At 71.0% G+C, this 16,409-nt stretch carries 15 protein-coding genes; 6 read left to right on the forward strand and 9 right to left on the reverse strand.

Annotated features, from left to right (window positions below; genetic code table 11):
- Together LXT13_RS23955 and LXT13_RS23960 are read left to right on the forward strand one after the other, a co-directional pair.
- On the forward strand, positions 1-1,485 hold the full coding sequence (locus LXT13_RS23955) for a serine/threonine-protein kinase (protein ID WP_233374832.1): 1,485 nt from the start codon (positions 1-3) through the stop codon (positions 1,483-1,485).
- Positions 1,486-1,575: 90 nt separating this feature from the next.
- Positions 1,576-2,202: a hypothetical protein gene (locus LXT13_RS23960; RefSeq protein WP_233374833.1), complete on the forward strand. Its 627-nt coding sequence runs from the start codon at positions 1,576-1,578 to the stop codon at positions 2,200-2,202.
- On the opposite strand, the gene LXT13_RS23965 is transcribed toward LXT13_RS23960, so the two are convergent.
- Positions 2,195-3,115, reverse strand: a complete 921-nt coding sequence (locus LXT13_RS23965) for a class I SAM-dependent methyltransferase (RefSeq protein ID WP_233374834.1) — start codon at positions 3,113-3,115, stop codon at positions 2,195-2,197. The two genes, LXT13_RS23960 and LXT13_RS23965, sit on opposite strands and share 8 nt — an antisense overlap.
- A 24-nt stretch (positions 3,116-3,139) precedes the next feature.
- On the opposite strand from LXT13_RS23965, the gene LXT13_RS23970 reads away from it, so the two are divergent.
- A complete protein-coding gene (locus LXT13_RS23970) occupies positions 3,140-4,063 on the forward strand; it encodes a glutaminase (protein ID WP_233374835.1) in 924 nt (307 codons plus the stop codon).
- A 174-nt stretch (positions 4,064-4,237) separates the two neighbouring features.
- Here LXT13_RS23970 and LXT13_RS23975 read toward each other — a convergent pair whose 3' ends face one another.
- The 5 genes from LXT13_RS23975 to LXT13_RS23995 form a co-directional block, all read right to left on the reverse strand.
- On the reverse strand, positions 4,238-4,843 hold the full coding sequence (locus LXT13_RS23975; protein ID WP_233374836.1) for a redoxin domain-containing protein: 606 nt from the start codon (positions 4,841-4,843) through the stop codon (positions 4,238-4,240).
- A 2-nt stretch (positions 4,844-4,845) separates the two neighbouring features.
- Positions 4,846-6,939 carry a protein-disulfide reductase DsbD family protein gene (locus LXT13_RS23980; RefSeq protein WP_233374837.1) on the reverse strand — a complete coding sequence of 698 codons (2,094 nt, stop codon included), beginning with the start codon at positions 6,937-6,939 and terminating at the stop codon, positions 4,846-4,848.
- A gap of 9 nt (positions 6,940-6,948) precedes the next feature.
- A complete protein-coding gene (locus LXT13_RS23985; RefSeq protein WP_233374838.1) occupies positions 6,949-7,497 on the reverse strand; it encodes a tRNA-uridine aminocarboxypropyltransferase in 549 nt (182 codons plus the stop codon).
- Positions 7,494-8,066: a hypothetical protein gene (locus tag LXT13_RS23990; RefSeq protein WP_233374839.1), complete on the reverse strand. Its 573-nt coding sequence runs from the start codon at positions 8,064-8,066 to the stop codon at positions 7,494-7,496. Before LXT13_RS23990 ends, LXT13_RS23985 begins: the two co-directional genes overlap by 4 nt.
- 126 nt (positions 8,067-8,192) lie before the next feature.
- Positions 8,193-8,363: a hypothetical protein gene (locus LXT13_RS23995; protein WP_233374840.1), complete on the reverse strand. Its 171-nt coding sequence runs from the start codon at positions 8,361-8,363 to the stop codon at positions 8,193-8,195.
- 149 nt (positions 8,364-8,512) lie between these two features.
- Between LXT13_RS23995 and LXT13_RS24000 the strand changes: the two genes are divergently transcribed.
- Positions 8,513-9,895 (forward strand): leucyl aminopeptidase family protein, encoded by a 1,383-nt coding sequence (locus LXT13_RS24000; protein ID WP_233374841.1) that lies wholly within the window; start codon positions 8,513-8,515, stop codon positions 9,893-9,895.
- Here the strand turns inward: LXT13_RS24000 and LXT13_RS24005 are convergent, their stop codons facing one another.
- From LXT13_RS24005 to LXT13_RS24015, 3 genes are all read right to left on the reverse strand, one after another.
- A complete protein-coding gene (locus LXT13_RS24005) occupies positions 9,896-10,738 on the reverse strand; it encodes a ProQ/FINO family protein (protein ID WP_233374842.1) in 843 nt (280 codons plus the stop codon).
- 86 nt (positions 10,739-10,824) lie between these two features.
- A complete protein-coding gene (locus LXT13_RS24010) occupies positions 10,825-11,499 on the reverse strand; it encodes a DUF4197 domain-containing protein (RefSeq protein ID WP_233374843.1) in 675 nt (224 codons plus the stop codon).
- Between the two features lie 48 nt (positions 11,500-11,547).
- On the reverse strand, positions 11,548-12,546 hold the full coding sequence (locus LXT13_RS24015; protein WP_233374844.1) for a sensor domain-containing diguanylate cyclase: 999 nt from the start codon (positions 12,544-12,546) through the stop codon (positions 11,548-11,550).
- A 211-nt stretch (positions 12,547-12,757) separates the two neighbouring features.
- Here LXT13_RS24015 and LXT13_RS24020 point away from each other — a divergent pair, with 211 nt between their 5' ends.
- Positions 12,758-13,696, forward strand: coding sequence for a histone deacetylase family protein (locus LXT13_RS24020; protein ID WP_233374845.1), 939 nt, complete (start codon positions 12,758-12,760; stop codon positions 13,694-13,696).
- A gap of 10 nt (positions 13,697-13,706) precedes the next feature.
- Complete coding sequence (locus LXT13_RS24025; protein ID WP_233374846.1) at positions 13,707-16,403, forward strand: bifunctional acetate--CoA ligase family protein/GNAT family N-acetyltransferase; 2,697 nt, start codon at positions 13,707-13,709, stop codon at positions 16,401-16,403.
- The last annotated feature ends 6 nt before the right edge of the window (positions 16,404-16,409 follow it).

A 16,409-nucleotide genomic window follows, 5' to 3' on the forward strand; every position in this document is an offset into this window, starting at 1 on the left:
ATGACTGAGCGCAAGCACCCCACCCAGCTCGGCAAGTACCGCATCACCGCGGTGTTGGGCGAGGGCGCGATGGGCGTGGTCTACAAGGGCTTCGACCCCGACATCCAGCGCACCGTCGCGCTGAAGACCATCCGCACCGGGCTGGACGCCGAGGACGACAGCCCCGGCGCGCCGGCCTCGCGCTTCCGCAACGAGGCGCAGGCGGCGGGGCGGCTGGGCCATCCGGGCATCGTGGCGGTCTACGACTTCGGGCGCGACCAGCACATCGCCTACATCGCGATGGAGTTCGTTGAGGGCCGGTCGCTGGCCAGCTACCTCAGCGCCAAGGTGCGCTTCACCGACACCGACATCCCCGGCATCATGAGCCAACTGCTCGATGCGCTGGACCATGCCCATGACAAGGGCGTGTGGCACCGCGACGTGAAGCCGGCCAACATCATCATGATGAGCAACGGCCGGCTCAAGGTGGCCGATTTCGGCATCGCGCGCATCGACAGCACGCACCTCACGCAGACGCACTACATGGTGGGCACGCCCAGCCACATGGCGCCCGAGCAGTTCCTCGGCAAGCCCATGGACCGGCGCGTGGATGTGTACGGCGCCGGCGTCGTGCTCTACCAGCTGCTCACCGGTCGTGCGCCGTTCGCCGGCACGACCGAGGCGCTCATGTACAAGGTCGTCAACGAGCAGCCCGAACCGCCGTCGCTCGTCGCGGGCGTGGACCGCCCGGCGTGGTTCGACCCCATCGTCATGCGCGCGCTGGCCAAGCGCGCCGAGGACCGCTTCGACACCGCCGAGGACTTCAAGCAGGCGCTGCTGGACGCCGTCGGCCAGAGCATCGACGACAGCAGCTGGGAGAAGACGGTGATGATGGCGCCGCCGCGCATGGCCCGGCCGCCGATGTCGCCGCCCACCTTCGCCCCGCCCTCGGTCGGGTCGCCCAGCAGCGGCGCGCCCAGCCTCGGCTCGGCCGGCACCGCCTTGCCCACGCACTGGGACAAGGCGCAGCTGACGCTGGCCGAGCAGTCTCTGGCCCGCTACGTCGGCCCGCTGGCCAGCGTGCTCGTGCGCCGCGCGGCCCGCGAGTGCCACGACCTCAACGAGCTGTACGGCAAGCTCGCCGAGCAGGTGACCGACCCGCGCGCCCGCGACGCCTTCCTTGGCCAGGCCAGCCTCGTCACAGGCGGCAGCCCCCGCACGGCGGGCGGCACGCGCGGCACGCCTTCGTCGCCAGGCTCCCGCGGATCGCTTGGCTCGGCAGGGTCTGCCGGAGCCACCACCATCGGCGGCCCGCTGAACGACGCCGTCATCGACAAGGCCCAGGCGCTGCTGGCCCAGTACGTGGGCCCGATCGCCAAGGTGTTGGTCAAACGCGCGGCCACGGGCATCGACAGCCGGGCGGTGTTCTTCAACCGGCTGGCGGAAGCCGTCAACGACCCCGCGGCGCGGGAGAAGCTGCTGAAGGACCTGGGCCGCCTGGGGTGAATACCCCCCGCGGGCCCGGCCCGCCATGCGTGGCAACATCCGGCGCCGCGGCCTGCCGCCGCCTCTCTGCCCCGCCACCGCCTTGACACCATGAACAAATCCGTCTTGTCCGCCGCCCTGCTGCTTGGTACCGCGCTGCTGGCGCCGCTCGCCTCGGCGCAGGAGCTCCGCGCCGTCACCGAGGACGGCCGCAGAGTCGTGCTTCTGCCGGACGGCAAATGGCGCTTCGACAACAAGGCCCGGCCGGCCGGCGCCGGCAGCGCGGCCTCCAACGACGGCATCTCGCCCTACCAGACCGCGGTCAAGAAGATCAGCATGGCCTTCAACGCCAGCGAGTGGACGCTGACGCCCCGGCGCGACAGCGAGGCCGCCAACAAGCGCATGTTCCAGCACCGCTCGCTGCCGCTGTACGCGATGGTCATCGCCGACGAGATGCCGGCCAGCAACGAGGCGATGAAGAACGTGCTGCTGACCAACGCGGCCAGCGCTGGCTTCGCGACGACGACGCTGCTCGATGAGCAGAAGCAGTTGTCCAACCACCAGATCGGCAACCTGCGCTTCACGGCGTCCAACAAGGGCGTGGACTTCGTCTTCTCGGCCTACTACTACGCCGACGAGGACGGCAACGTGCAGGCCGTCTGCTACACAGGCCAGGCGTTGTTCCACAAGTACCAGGCCGACTGCGAGAAGTTCCTGAGCGGCCTCGTCATCAAGTGACGCCCACCGCCGGCCGGCGGTAGACCACCACCTTCAGCGCCCGCTCGGGCGCGATGTCGTCGAAGGCCGGCGGGTTGTCCACCCGCCCGACGAGGGCCAGTTCTGGCGCATGCTCGGCCATCACGCCGTGCAGAAAGTCCAGGCCCAGTTCCGGCGCGTTCAGGCACAGCAGCGCGTGGCCACCGGGCGCCAGCAGCGCCGGCAGTCGCCTGGCCAGCCGCGCATAGTCCTTGGTCGCAACGAAGCTGCCCTTCTGGAAGCTCGGCGGGTCGCAGACGACGAGGTCGTACGGCCCGCCCCGCGTGAGCTTGCCCCAGGAGTTGAAGATGTCGTGGGCCAGGAACTTGGCGCCGGCCTTCACGCCGTTGAGCTCGTGGTTTGTGCGGCCGGCGGCCAGCGCGCCGGAGGCCATGTCCACGTTGACGACCTCGGCCGCGCCGGCCTGCAGCGCGACGACCGAGAACGCGCAGGTGTAGGCGAACAGGTTCAGCACCTTCGCCCCCGGGGCGACATGCTCGCGCACCCAGCGCCGGCCCTCGGCCATGTCCAGGAACAGCCCATGGTTCTGGCCGCGCAGCAGGTGCACCGCGTAGCGCGTGCCGGCCTCGGTGACGACATGCGGCTCCGGCACCGCGCCGGCCATCGGCCGCGTCTCGGCGCCCTCGCCTCGGCATTGGTAAGCCCAGTTCAGCGGCTCGGTCGATATTTCGCGCCAGCGGGCCGCCAGCACCTCGCCGACGGCCGCGAGCTGCGCATCGTCCAGCGGCTTGAACGAAGTCAGCAGCAGCACCGGCGGGTAAGCGTCCAGCGCCAGGTGCTCGCAGCCGGGAAAGCGGCCGCCGCGGCCGTGGAAGAGGCGCCGGGCCTCGGTGGGACAGGCCATCGTCGCGATGGCATCGAGCAGGGCTTGCATGGGCGGCATTGTCCGGGCCGCAGAATGCGGGCCATGGACTTCCAGCCCATCCTCGACGAGATCGACGACGAACTCCGCCCGATGCTCGGCACCGCGGGCGGTACCGTTGCCCGCTACATCCCGGCGCTGGCGCGCGTGTCGCCGCTGCAGTTCGGCATCGCGTTGCGCACCTGCAGCGGCGAGACGGCCGCGGCCGGCGACGCCGCCGTGCCGTTCTCCATCCAGAGCGTGTCCAAGGTGTTCTCGCTGACGCTGGCTATCAAGGCGCTGGGCGAGGCGATGTGGGACCGCATCGGCCGCGAGCCCTCCGGCACGGCGTTCAACTCGCTGGTACAGCTGGAGAGCGAGCGCGGCATCCCGCGCAACCCGTTCATCAATGCCGGCGCCATCGCCGTGGCCGACCGGCTCGTGTCGCTGGGCGATGCGAAGGCCGAGCTGCTGGCCATGCTCGGCCGCCTGTGCGGCGAGCCCATCCACATCGACGAGGAAGTGGCGAGCTCGGAAGCCGACACGGGCTTCCGCAACCGCGCGCTCGCCAACTTCATGAAGGCCTTCGGCACGCTGGACAACGACGTGGACGAGGTGCTGGACGTCTACTTCCACCAGTGCGGCATCGCCATGACCTGTGAGCAGCTTGCCTGCGCCGCCGGCTACCTGTGCCGCGACGGCCGCCACCCGCTGGCCGGCACTCCGGTACTCAGCAAGGCGCAGGCGCGCCGCGTCAACGCACTGATGCTGACGTGCGGCACCTACGACGCAGCCGGCGAGTTCGCCTTCCGCATCGGCCTGCCGTGCAAGAGCGGCGTGGGCGGCGGCATCGTGGCCGTCGTGCCGGACCGCCTCACACTGTGCGTCTGGTCGCCGGCGCTGGATGCGACCGGCAACTCGCTGCTCGGTCGACGGGCGCTGGAACTGTTTGTCGAGAAGACCGGGATGTCGGTCTTTTAGCCTCTCGCCCAGCCTCGCGCCGCTGAACGGGCGCCAACCTGTTCGGTCCCCCGAGGGAACACCGATGCTTGCAGCTTCGAGCCACAAGCACATCGCCATGGCGGGCCGGCTCGAGAGCGACCCAGCACTCGGCCCACGAGGCGCACCAAGGCGCCCACCGAGACGCCAGCCCTGTCAGCTTGCGTACTTCACCGAGCAGCCGTAAGGCCGCGTCGACGCCTTCTCCACCTTGCGACCCGCGGCCACCGCAGCGAGCGCGTTCGTCAGGTAGGGCTCGGCCTTGGCGATGTCGGCCGGGTCGGCGGTGGCGAGGCTGTCGATGCCGCCCTTGTAGGCCAGCATGCCGTCGCCCTTGATGACGTAGAGATGCGGCGTGGTCTGCGCGCCGTAGAGGCGGCCCAGCTCGCCCTTCGGGTCCAACAGCGTTGAGGTGGGCGCCGCGCCGCGGTCGGCGTTGAGCTTCTGCGCGGCGGTGCCGTCGACGAAGCCCTGCTGGCCCGGCGCGGACGAGATCACCTGCAGCCAAACGACACCCTGGCCGGTCGCCGCCTTCTGCTGCGCCTGCATGTTGCCGCTGCCGTAGTGCTTCTTGACGTAGGGACAGTCGTGGTTGGTCCACTCCAGCACGACGGTCTTGCCCTTGAAGTCTGCCAGGTTGACGGTCTTGCCGTCGGCCGTGGTGGCGGTGAAGGCGGGCGCCGGCGCGTCAACGGTGGCGGCGGCATGCGCCAGCACGGGTGCGATCAGGGCGGCGAGCAGGCTGCGGCGAAGCATGGGCATGGCTAACTCCTGGAGGCGGTGGTGGGAGGTGGGGAGACGGCCTCGATGACGAGGCCGGGGGTGAGGATCTGCGGCAGCACCTGGGCCTCGGCAGCGCCCGGCGCGTAGTAGAGGTACAGCGGCACGCCGGAGCGGCCGTGGGCCTTCAGAACGGCGGTGATCTTCGGGTCCTCGCGCGTCCAGTCGCCCTTGAGGTAGACGACGCCGGCCTTGGCGAAGGCGTCCTTCACCTCGGGGCGGGACAGTGCGACGCGCTCATTGACGAGGCAGGAGATGCACCAGGCGGCCGTCAGGTTGACGAACACCGGCTTGTTCTGCGCGCGCAACTCGGCCAGGCGCTCGGCGCTGAAGGCTTCGACACTCGAATCGCCGGCCGCTGCCTGGGCCGCGGCGGTGACCGGCTTGATCCACGTCGCCACGCTGAAGGCGAGCGCGAAACTCACGGTCATCACCACAGCACTCGCGAGGCTGCGGCTGGCGCGACGCAGCCACAGGCCGAACGCCAGCAGCACCAACCCACCCAGCGCCAGCGCGACGCCATCGGCTCCCGCCTGCTGCGCCAGCACCCACAGCAGCCAGACGACGGCCGCATACATCGGGAAGGCAAGGAACTGCTTGAAGGTGTCCATCCACGCCCCCGGCCGCGGCAGCCAGCGCTGCGCCGCGGGCCAGAACGCCAGTACGAGGAAGGGCAGCGCAAGTCCCAGGCCCAGCGCGAGGAAGACGGCCAGCATCACCGCCGCCGGCTGCGCCAGCGCGAACGCCAGCGCCGCGCCCATGAACGGCGCCGTGCACGGCGTGGCGACGACGGCCGCCAGCACGCCCGTGAAGAAGCTGCCGGCCAGGCCTTGCTTGGCCGCGAGACCCGAGCCGAGACCGGTGACGCCCGCGCCGAACTCGAAGAAGCCCGACAGGTTCAGGCCGACGAGGAACAGCAGATAGGCCACCACCAGCACGAAGACCGGCGAATGGAATTGGAAGCCCCAGCCCACCTGCTGGCCGCCGGCGCGCAGCGCAATGAGCACGGCGGCCAGCACGGCGAAGCTGGCCAGCACGCCGGCCGTGTAGGCAAGTCCCTCGGCCTTGTGGCTCCCTTCCTCGCGCACCAGCGCCAGCGCCTTGATCGACAGCACCGGGAACACGCAGGGCATCAGGTTCAGGATCAGACCGCCCGCCAGCGCCAGCGCGAGCGCGGGCAGCAGGCCCAGGTCGCTCTCGGGGGCGGCCACGGGCGTCGGGGCTTCCGTCACGGGTGCGGAGAGATCAGCCGGGCCGGGGCCCTTGCCGGCGCCTTCGGGCACGGGCGCCGAGACCGTCCAGGCCTGCTCACCAGACGCGGTCGTCAGCACGACGACGCCAGACAGCGGCTGGCCGGCCTTCAGCGGCTCGTCGCCGGCGGGAATGTCCAGTGCCCAGCCGCCGCCGTCCTGCGTGAGCGGTTGCGGCGCGCTGTGGGCGACGGCGCCCCAGGCGTCTGCGAAGAAATAGGCCTTGGTGACGCCCGCTGTCGGGCCGCTCAGCCTCACGCCCTGGGGCGCCGGCTGCAGCTTGACGGCGAACGGCGCCGGCTTGGGAATGGCGGCGCGCCACTCGTCGATCTGCGGCGCGTCGGCACCGGCCTTGGGCTCGGCGGCCACGGCGAGGTCCAGGCCCAGCGACACCTGCTCAGGGATGCAGACGTCCTTGCAGACCAGCCACTTCACGTCAGCCTGGGGCTGGAAGCGGGCGCCGGGCTTGGCATCGGCCGGCACGGTCAGGTCGACCAGCAACGCGGCGCGGCCCTCGTAGCCGTAGTTGACGATGGGGCCGATGGCCTGGATGGACGGCGTCGGCCACTGCAGCGGGCCGGCCTGGGCGCCTGTCCAGTCGATGGTCGTGGCCTGGCCGGAATCGCCGGGGTTGACCCAGTAGGTGTGCCAGTGCGGCTTGATGACTTGCTCCAGCGCCACCGTGAAGCGCTGGCCCGGCGCAACGGTCGACTGGCTGGACACCAGGCGCGCCTGGACATGTTCGGTCGACGCCTCGGGCGCGGCCGCGAAGGCGATGACGGGGGCGGCCAGCAAGGCCGGGAAAAGCAGGCGCAGGACGGAGAGCATCCCGAAATGCTAGGGCAAACGCGTTTCCCCCCGTCTCGACAAGCCCGCATGAACAAATGCGTGGAACGCCGCCCACAGCGGCGCGAAGCGCTCGGGGCTGCCTTCCAGCGTCGTGAGCGCAAGCAGGCCGGACTCCAGCGTCGACAGCTGTCCGGGCCGGTGCGCCCGCCGCAGCGCGTAGCGGCCGGGCTGTGGCGGCAGGCTCAGCCGCGGCAGCCCGGCCAGCCAGGGGTTGGCGGCCAGCAGGCGGCGGCTCTGGCGCCAGGTACCGTCGAGCAGCACAAGTTGCCCGACCGGGCCGCTCGGCGCCGGCCCATCACCGGGGTAGAGCAGCACCGCACCGCCGGCGGCGACGCTGGCGTCGAACACCTCGCCGCACAGCAGCCGCGCCCGTTGCAGGCCCAGCGTCAGCAGGGCCGCCGTGTTCTTGGCATGCCCGGCCTCGGCCGGATGCTGCAGGATGAGCAGCTCGGTGCGGTGCGCCAGCGGCGGCGGCAGCGTCGCGCAGAGGCAGGTGCGGGTCGGGCGACCACAGCGCCTGCAGGCGGGTCGCGTCAATGCGGCGGCGCGACGGTCTGCGGACCGGGCACAGACGCGGTGCTGTCGACGTCGTCCGCCGCTGCGCCAGCCGTCTGGGAGCGGCGCCGCGAGCGAGTGTGCGGCAGGCTCAACTGCTTGCGCCGGGCCAGCTTGCCCGCCAGCCAGACGCCGCCGATGACGCCGAAGATGTTCAGCGCGCCGAACAGCGGCGCGGCGTCGGACGCGAGCAACACGCTCTGCAGCGGCGCGGAGTAGGCGCGGGGTTTCAGCGCGAAGTTGAACGCGCCGAAGATCAGCCAGCCGGCCCAGGCCACGCCCACGCCGGACAGCATCCAGGCCGTGGCGGGCCGGTGGCGCCGGCGGGACGGCTTGAGGGACACGTAACCCCAGACTGCGGCCAACAGAAAGAGCAGCAGCGCCAGCACCACCGCCTCGCCGAGCATGACCGGCAACGCATTGCGCCCGCCGAACGGGACATAGACCTGGCGCGGCAGGCCGGTAGCGGCGTACTTCATGGCCGCGCCAATACCGAAGGAGTAGAGCAGGACGCCGGAGACGAAGGCGACGGAACGGCGGGCAGCTTTCATGGCGCGCATTCTCGCGGCAGCCGGCCGGGGCGCTGCAAGCGGGTGTGCGCCGGGCAAAACAAAACCCGCCGTCCGTGACAGATGGCGGGTCGGGTCGGAAGGCGCCGCGCGGGCGGCGCGGGAGGATCAGCGCTTGCGGTCGAAGCGCAGCGCGCGGGCGAGACCGCGGCGTTCGCCGCTGTAGAAGCCGGTGTCAAAAGCCTCGTGCTTGCGGCCCTTGTCGGCGCTCCCCTCGTGGCCCAGGTCAGGCATCGGGAGGCGGCGCTGGGGGTGGTCGTTGCGGGGTTGCATCTTCATCATGGTGGTTCTGGCCTGGCGGCCGTCTCGCGGTTTGGGGCGCGATTGCGAGTCACAACGCCGGCACTTCGCCGCCGGTTGACAGCGCGCTAACACTTCTTTGCATTCCTGATGGTTTGACAATCCCGGTTTCGATTCAGGCGCCCACCATGACCGTCAAGCTCAAGAAATCCCTCCCGGCCCAGGCCACCCCCATCACCGTCGTCGACCGCGCGAGCTTCCCCGCACTCGCGGCGACCCTGCCGGACGCCACCCGTCACTGGCTGGCCACGGTCGGCTTCACCGGCGCGCCGGACAGCCACGCGCTGGTGCCCAGCGCGGATGGCAAGCTCGGGCAGGTGTTCGCGGGCGTCGGCCACATCGCCCAGCCGTTTGCGCTCAGCAGCCTGCCGCTGGCTCTGCCGGCCGGCGACTACTGCCTGGACGGTGCCGGCCTGGCCCTGCGCGCTGACGCGGCGGCAATGTCCTGGGCGCTGGGCGGCTACCGATTCGACCTGTACAAGCCGGCCCAGCGCGAGCCGGCCACGCTCTGGCTCAAGCCGGGCGCCGACGCCGAACGCGGCCTCGCGCTGGCGGCGGCCATCGAGGCGGCCCGGGATCTCGTCAACACACCGGCCGAACACATGGGCCCGGCCGAACTGTCCGCCGCCGCCAAGCTGCTGGCCAGGCAGCATGGCGCGACCTTCTCCGAGGTGGTCGGCGACGCCTTGCTAAAGAAGAACTTCCCCAGCATTCACGCGGTCGGCCGCGCGAGCGTGCGCTCACCTCGCCTGATCGAGGTGAACTGGGGCAACCCCAAGCACCCGCGGCTCGCGCTGGTGGGCAAGGGTGTCTGCTTCGACTCCGGCGGCCTGAACATCAAGCCAGGCGAAGGCATGCGGCAGATGAAGAAGGACATGGGCGGCGCCGCCAACGCGCTGGCGCTGGCCGGGCTCATCATGGCCTTCAAGCTGCCGGTGCGGCTGCAGTTGCTGATCCCGGCGGTCGAGAACTCGATTGCCGGCAATGCCTACCGGCCGGGTGACGTCATCAAGACGCGCAAGGGTCTGCACATCGAGATAGGCAACACCGACGCCGAGGGCCGCGTCATCCTGTGCGACGCGCTGGCCTACGCGGCAGAGTCCCGTCCGGACCTCGTCATCGACCTGGCCACGCTGACCGGCGCCGCCCGCGTGGCGCTGGGCGCGCAGCTGCCGGCGCTGTTCGCCAAGCACATGGACACCGCGCGCGACCTCGTGGACCTCGGCCTGAAGCTGGAGGACCCGCTGTGGCACATGCCGCTGTGGGCGCCGTATCACGCGGGCATCGAGAGCAGCATCGGCGACATCGTCAACACCGGCCGGAGCCCGCTGGCCGGCGCGATCAACGCGGCGCTGTTCCTGGAAGACTTCCTGCCGCGCGACCAGGACTGGCTGCACGTGGACCTGTTTGCCTGGAACGACGCCGCGCGCCCGGGTCGCCCTGTGGGCGGCGAGGCGCAAACGATCCGCACGCTGCTCGCCTACCTGGAGCAGCGCTACGCGGCGGCCTGATTACTCGGCCGGGTCCTGGGGCGGCTGCTGATCGGCAGCAGGTTCCGCCTTTGCGGCCCGGGCGGCCTGCAGCGCCTGGGCCATCTGCGACACGACGGGCTGCTCGACCTGCTGGGGCACCGGCTTGCGGGCCGGCTGCGGCGAGCGGCCGCCGGCGCCGCGCGCGGGGCGGTCGCCACGCGGCGGGTCGCGCCGGTCCCCGGCCGCACGCTGGTCCGGGCGACGCGGGCCTCGGCCCTCGGGCCGGCCGCCACCGGGGCGGCGGTCGTCGCGACGGGGCTCCCGCGGCGGCGCAGGCGGCGCCTCGGCGCGCTCCTTGCGGGCGATTTCCAGCAAGCCGGGCAGTTCCTCGACCGGTACGCCCTTGAGCGCGCTGAAGTTGGCCTCGGTCAGCGTCGTGCGTTCGAAGTCCCACAGCAGCTGGGCGCGATTGCGGCGCTGCTGTACTTCCAGCTGCTCGCGCTCCTGGCGGGCACCTTTGCGGCGCGCCAGTTCCTCGCGGGCGGCGTTCAGGTGCTCCTCGGTGATCTCGCCAGCCGGCTGGCCATCGAGGTCGAAGCGGGTCTTGGACTGCGTCAGCGCGATCAGGTAGCCCGTGCTGCCGGTATGGCGGCGCAGAAAGGCGCTGAGCTGGGCCTTCGTGAACTTGCCTGGCGCCCGCTCCTGGATGTCGGCCTGGATGCGCAGCTTGACCGGCTTGGGCTTGCCGGTGAAGAGCGCAGGGAACAAGGCCTTGAGTTCGGCCGTCGCGTCACGCGCAGGCGCCTCGTCTGCGGCGGCTGGCGCTGCGGGCGTGGGGGTCTCGTCAGCCGGAGCGGCGGTCTCGGGAAGATCGGAATTCATGAACAAGGCCTGAAAGCAGGGGGCGGATTGTCGTTCACGTCACCGGCAAGCGGCGCGCCGGCGTTGGCGGCGCGTCCACACGGGGCTCAACCCAGTCCGCCGAAGACCTTTTTCAGGATGGCGCTACCCGTGCCGACCGGGTCGCGGCGGATCTTCTTTTCCTCCTCGCCGATGAGGCGGTAGAGGCCGTCCAGCGCCTTGCCGGTGACGTACTGCTGCAGGTTCGCGTCGTCGCCGCGCACGAGGCCGAAGCCGGACGCCTTTTTCGCCACGGCGTTGTACTTGTCGGCCAGCGCGACCTTCTCGGTGGCGCGGGTGACGATGGGCAGGAACTGCAACTGCAGCGGCTCGCGCGTCTTGCCGGCGAAGAAGGTCGTCACCGAATCATCGCCGCCGCGCAGGATCTGCAGCCCATCCTCCACGCTCATGTCCCGCACGGCCTTCACGAGCAGCGGCTTGGCGGCCGGCACCGCGGCCTCGGCGGCGCGGTTCATCGCCGTGACAAGCTCGTCGAGCCGCGCGCCCTGGCCCATGCCGCGCAGCAGCCGGGCCGCGTCCTTCAGGTGGCCGGGCAGCTCGATGCGGACCAGCGGGTTACCCAGAAAACCATCGGGCCGCCCAAGCAGCGCGACCGCGGCGGTGGCACCACGCTCCAGCGCGGTGCGGATACCGGCATTGGCATCACCTTCGCTCAGGCCCGCAGCGCTCGCGGGGCGCAGCAGCCAGGCGGGGGCACAGGCGATGAGGTGGCGGCGTTGCATGAGGGACTCCTGCGGGGCGAAGGCCCGCATCTTCCCACCGCCGCGGCGTCAGGCCACCAGGTGCGGCTGGCCGCGCTTGTGGTGGTACATGCGCTGGTCGGCCAGGTCAATGAGCGCGGACACGTCGCTGCCGTCCTCGGGGAAGCGCGCCGCCCCCATGCTCGCACCGACTTGCAACTGGCGCCCCTCGAACTCGAAGCTGCCATTGATCTGCATGGACAGCCGGCGCATCGTGGCCTCCAGGCCGCCCTCCGCGGCCAACGGCCGCAGCAGCACGCCGAACTCGTCGCCGCCCAGCCGCGCCGCGGTGTCGGACTGCCGCACGCCACCGTTCAGCCGGCGCGCGAATTCCAGCAGCGCCGCGTCGCCGGCCCGGTGGCCGTGATGGTCGTTGATGGGCTTGAGGCCATTCATGTCCAGCATCATGACCGCCAGCGGCTGGCGATCCCGCACGGCCTGGGCCAGCGAGGCATGCAGCCGGTCGAGGAACAGCGCGCGGTTGGGCAGGTCCGTCAGGCTGTCGTGCGTGGCCTTGTGGAACAGCTCGTGCGGCGCATAGCGCGTGGCAAAGTACAGCGCCGAGGCCACCAGCTCGGACACCATGTCCAGCAACGCCCGGTGCGGCGCACCGAAATGGCCCACGCGGCGCGACATCGCCTTGAGCACGCCCACCGTCTCGCCATGGTGGCGCAGCGGCACGACGAGCGTGGAGCGAAGGCCCAGCCGGGCGCAGGCGGCGCTGTCGACGCGCGGGTCGGCCAGCGCATCGTCACAGATCAGCGACAACCCCTGCTCGGCGCAGACGCCGGACAGACTCTGATGGCGCTTGAGCCGCAGGCCCAGGCTGCCGTCGGCCATGCCTGCCGTGGCGCGGTAGACCATCTCGTCGCCCTCGGCCAGTTGCACGGCGGCGCCGTCCGCGGCCACGAGCCCCACGGTGCGCTGGGCCACCAGCCCCAGCAGGCGCCCCAGATCGAGATCCCAGCCCAACGCGGCGACCTCGGTCTGAAGCGCAATGACTTCCAGCAGCTTGCCCCTGCTCGGCATCCAGCCCTCCTCGATGCACATGCCCGGGCGGCGCGGCCTGTCAGCCCGGCGCTGCCACCCTGTCTGTTAGCCGGCAAGTGTCTCACGCAAGCAGAAATGACCGCCGCGGGCGAGATCGGCGCAGCTATGGCGTCGCGGCCATCGCACGGTTGCTCTGCGTCAAAGGCGCGACCGACCGCGCTGCCTAGCATGGGCCTCAGGAGACGCCACCATGCTGCCCGCCTACATCAGCCATGCCGACTGCACGCGCCACGAGATGGGCGAGGATCACCCCGAGTGCCCCGAGCGCCTGGCGGCTATTGCCGACGCGCTGCTGCTGCGCGGCCTGCTCGACTACATGCTGCCGCATGACGCGCCACTGGCGACCGTCGAGCAGTTGCAGCGCGCGCATTCGGCGCTGCATGTGCGCCGCGTGTTCGACATGGCGCCGGATTCGGGCTATACGCAGGTCGACCCCGACACGCGCATGAACCCGCACACGCTGGCCGCCGCGCTGCGCGCCGCGGGCGCCGTGGTGCTGGCCACCGACCTCGTGCTCGGCGGCGAGGCCCCGTCCGCCTTCTGCGCGGTGCGCCCACCCGGCCACCACGCGGAGCGCGAGGCCGCCATGGGCTTCTGCTTCTTCAACAACGTGGCCGTCGGCATCCGCCATGCGCTGGATGTGCACGGCGTCGAGCGCGTGGCGCTGATCGACTTCGACGTGCACCACGGCAACGGCAGCGAGGACATCCTGGCCGGCGACGAGCGCGTGTTGATGTGCAGCATCTTCGAGACCGGCCTCTACCCGTTCAACGGCCCGGACGCCCGCTCGCTGAAGGACGGCCCCAACCTGCTGAACATCGGCCTGCCGCCACGCAGCGGCAGCGACGCCTTCCGCGCTGCCGTCACGCAGCACTGGCTGCCGGCGCTGGACCGCTTCCGCCCGGAGTTGCTCTACATCAGCGCGGGCTTCGACGCGCACCGCGACGACGACATGGGCAACCTGGGCCTCGTCGACGCGGACTACGAATGGGTCACGCGCCAGTTGATGGAGGTGGCGCGGCGCCACTGCCGCGGCCGCGTGATTTCCTGCCTGGAAGGCGGCTACGTGCTCAACCCGCTGGCTCGCAGCGCCGCCGCGCATGTCAAGGTGCTGATCGGCGCCGACTAGAGTCTCTCCCATGGACCACCATTTCCTCACCCCGTTGTTCATGCCCGCCTCGGTGGTCGTCTTCGCCGGCCCTCCGGACGCTCCCGACCGCCAGACCCGCCAGGCGCGCGTACTGCGCGCCGCGCTCGAAGCCGCCCCGGGCACCAATCCGCCGCAATTCCTGGACGGCGACACGACCGGCACGCTCGGCGAACTGGCACGCTCCCGCGCCGATCTGGCCATCATTGCGCTGCCGCCCGACGAGATCGCGCCAGCGCTGGAAGTGGCTGGCCGCATCGCCTGCCGCTCTGCGCTCATCATCAGCGACGGCATCGACGCCGAGCTGGCGGCGCAGCTCAAGCGCATCGCCCGCCGCGAAGGCGTGCACCTGCTGGGCCCGAACTGCCTGGGCTTTCAGCGCCCGCACCTGAAGCTCAATGCCAGCGCCGCCGGGCCGCTGGCCGCAGAAGGCTCGCTGGCGCTGGTGTCGCAGTCCGGCGCGCTCACGTCGGCGATGCTGGACTGGGCGCGGCAGAACCATGTCGGCTTCAGCCAGGTCGTCTCGCTGGGGCCTAACGCTGCGGTGGACCTCGCCCAGGTGCTGGACTTCCTCGCCGCCGACGCGCGCACGCAGAGCATCGTCGTCTACCTCGAAGGCATCTCCAGCGCGCGCCGCTTCATGAGCGCGCTGCGCTCGGCCGCGCATGCCAAGCCGGTGGTGGTGCTGAAGGCCGGCCGCCGCAGCGCCGGCAACGAGGCGGCGCTGACGCACAGCCGCGCCATCGTCGGCAGCGACGACGTGTTCGACGCCGCGCTGCGCCGCGCTGGCGCCGTGCGCGTGCGCAGCTTCGTCGAGCTGTTCTCCGCGGCCAAATGCCTGGCCGCACGCTACCGGCCCGTGGGCAAGCGGCTGGCCATCATCACGAACGGCGGCGGCCCCGGCGTGCTGGCGGCGGACTGGGTCAGCGAGATCGGCCTGCAGCTCGGCAAGCTGTCGACCGACGTGGCCCGTGCGCTGCAGCCGCGCCTGGCAGAGGGCGCCTCGCTGGCCGACCTCGTCGACCTCGGCGCCGCGGCGACGCCCGAGCACTTCCGCGCCGCCATTGAGGCCGCCGCGCAGGACGTGACGGTGGACGGCCTGCTGGTCGTCTACGCGCCGCAGATCGGCTCCGACGCGGCCGAGACCGCGCGAGCCGTCGTCGCCGCCAAGGCCGGCACGGCCAAGCCGCTGCTGGCCTGCTGGATGGGCGACGCGTCGGTGCAGGAGGCGCGCCGCGTGCTGAACGAAGCCGCCGTCGCCAACTTCCGCACGCCCGAGGCCGCCGTTGGCGCCTTCGGCAACATTGCCAGCTTCTACGCCAACCAGCAGCTGCTGATGCAGACGCCGCCGCCGATGTCCACGCTGGCCCAGCCGGACGTGGAGGCCGCGCGACTGCTCATCGAAAGCGTGCTGGCCGAGCGCCGCCGCACGCTGACCGAGATGGAGAGCAAGGCGCTGCTGGCAGCCTTCCACATTCCCGTCACGCAGACGGTGCTGGCGCGCAGCGCGACCGAGGCCATGATGCTGGCCACCCAGCTGGGCTTCCCCGTGGCGCTGAAGATCGACTCGCCCGACATCTCGCACAAGAGCGACGTGCAGGGCGTGGCGCTGAACATCCAGAGCGGCGCGGCCGCCCGCGACACCTTCAACGAGATGGTGGCCCGTGTAAAGCGGCTGCAGCCGCAGGCGCGCATCAACGGCGTGACGGTGCAGAAGATGGCGCGCGCGCGGCGCGGCCACGAGGTCTGCGTGGGCCTCGTAACAGACGAGGCCTTCGGCCCGGCCATCGTCTTCGGCGCTGGCGGCACGATGATCGAGCTGATCGCCGACCGCGCAATGGAACTGCCACCACTGAACCAGTTCCTGGCCCGCCGTCTCGTCGAGCGCGCCCGCGTGGCCGAGGGCCTGGCCGAAGGCCGCGGCGGCGGCGCGCCGGCCGACATGGAGGCACTGGAACGCGTGCTGTTGCGCGTATCGGAGATGGTCTGCGAGTTCCCGCAGCTGCGCGAGATGGATATCAACCCGCTGATCGTCGACGAGCACGGCGCCATCGCGGTGGACGCACGCGTCGTGCTGCAGCCCGGGCCGCAAGGCGGCATCGCGCGCGCCTTCGACTACCCGCACCTGGCCATCCTGCCGTACCCGGCACGCTTCGAACAGGTCTGGCCACTGGCCGGCGGCGGCGAGGTGACCGTGCGACCGGTACGGCCCGACGACGCGCAGATGCTGCAGGACCTGGTGCGTGGCCTGAAGCCCGAGAGCCGCTACTTCCGCTTCGCCAGCGTCATCAAGGAACTGCCGCCGCAACTGCTGGCGCGGCTCACGCTGATCGACTACGACCGCGAGATGGCGCTGGTGGCCGTCTACTGCGAGCGCACGGCGCGCGACGATGGCGGCTTCGACGAGCGCGAGCGCATCGTCGGCGTGAGCCGCATCATCACCAATGCCGACCAGACGAGTTGCGAATTCAGCCTGCTGGTGGCCGACGACTTCGGCGGCAAGGGCCTGGGCTCACGGCTGATGGAGGGCATCACCGATGCCGCCCGCGAGAAGGGTCTGAGTGACATCGAAGGCCTGGTGCTGAGCAACAACGCGGACATGCTCAAGCTGATGCGCGGCCTGGGCTTCACGGTCAAGCCGTTTGCGGACGATCCTGACTTCAAGCTGGTGACGCGGGCGCTCGATTAGCCGGGT

Source organism: Pelomonas cellulosilytica (assembly GCF_021353265.1).
GTDB classification, from domain to species: Bacteria; Pseudomonadota; Gammaproteobacteria; order Burkholderiales; family Burkholderiaceae_C; genus Pelomonas; species Pelomonas cellulosilytica.

What these genes read in the sequence shown, in the direction of transcription:
- LXT13_RS24025 (WP_233374846.1), top strand. Translation starts at nt 13,707, where the DNA reads ATGGACCACCATTTCCTCACCCCGTTGTTCATGCCCGCCTCGGTGGTC.
- LXT13_RS23955 (WP_233374832.1), top strand. Translation starts at nt 1, where the DNA reads ATGACTGAGCGCAAGCACCCCACCCAGCTCGGCAAGTACCGCATCACC.
- LXT13_RS24015 (WP_233374844.1), bottom strand. Translation starts at nt 12,546, where the DNA reads ATGCCGAGCAGGGGCAAGCTGCTGGAAGTCATTGCGCTTCAGACCGAG.
- LXT13_RS24020 (WP_233374845.1), top strand. Translation starts at nt 12,758, where the DNA reads ATGCTGCCCGCCTACATCAGCCATGCCGACTGCACGCGCCACGAGATG.
- LXT13_RS23965 (WP_233374834.1), bottom strand. Translation starts at nt 3,115, where the DNA reads ATGCAAGCCCTGCTCGATGCCATCGCGACGATGGCCTGTCCCACCGAG.
- LXT13_RS24010 (WP_233374843.1), bottom strand. Translation starts at nt 11,499, where the DNA reads ATGCAACGCCGCCACCTCATCGCCTGTGCCCCCGCCTGGCTGCTGCGC.
- LXT13_RS23980 (WP_233374837.1), bottom strand. Translation starts at nt 6,939, where the DNA reads ATGCTCTCCGTCCTGCGCCTGCTTTTCCCGGCCTTGCTGGCCGCCCCC.
- LXT13_RS24000 (WP_233374841.1), top strand. Translation starts at nt 8,513, where the DNA reads ATGACCGTCAAGCTCAAGAAATCCCTCCCGGCCCAGGCCACCCCCATC.
- LXT13_RS23975 (WP_233374836.1), bottom strand. Translation starts at nt 4,843, where the DNA reads ATGCCCATGCTTCGCCGCAGCCTGCTCGCCGCCCTGATCGCACCCGTG.
- LXT13_RS23970 (WP_233374835.1), top strand. Translation starts at nt 3,140, where the DNA reads ATGCGGGCCATGGACTTCCAGCCCATCCTCGACGAGATCGACGACGAA.
- LXT13_RS23995 (WP_233374840.1), bottom strand. Translation starts at nt 8,363, where the DNA reads ATGAAGATGCAACCCCGCAACGACCACCCCCAGCGCCGCCTCCCGATG.
- LXT13_RS24005 (WP_233374842.1), bottom strand. Translation starts at nt 10,738, where the DNA reads ATGAATTCCGATCTTCCCGAGACCGCCGCTCCGGCTGACGAGACCCCC.
- LXT13_RS23960 (WP_233374833.1), top strand. Translation starts at nt 1,576, where the DNA reads ATGAACAAATCCGTCTTGTCCGCCGCCCTGCTGCTTGGTACCGCGCTG.
- LXT13_RS23990 (WP_233374839.1), bottom strand. Translation starts at nt 8,066, where the DNA reads ATGAAAGCTGCCCGCCGTTCCGTCGCCTTCGTCTCCGGCGTCCTGCTC.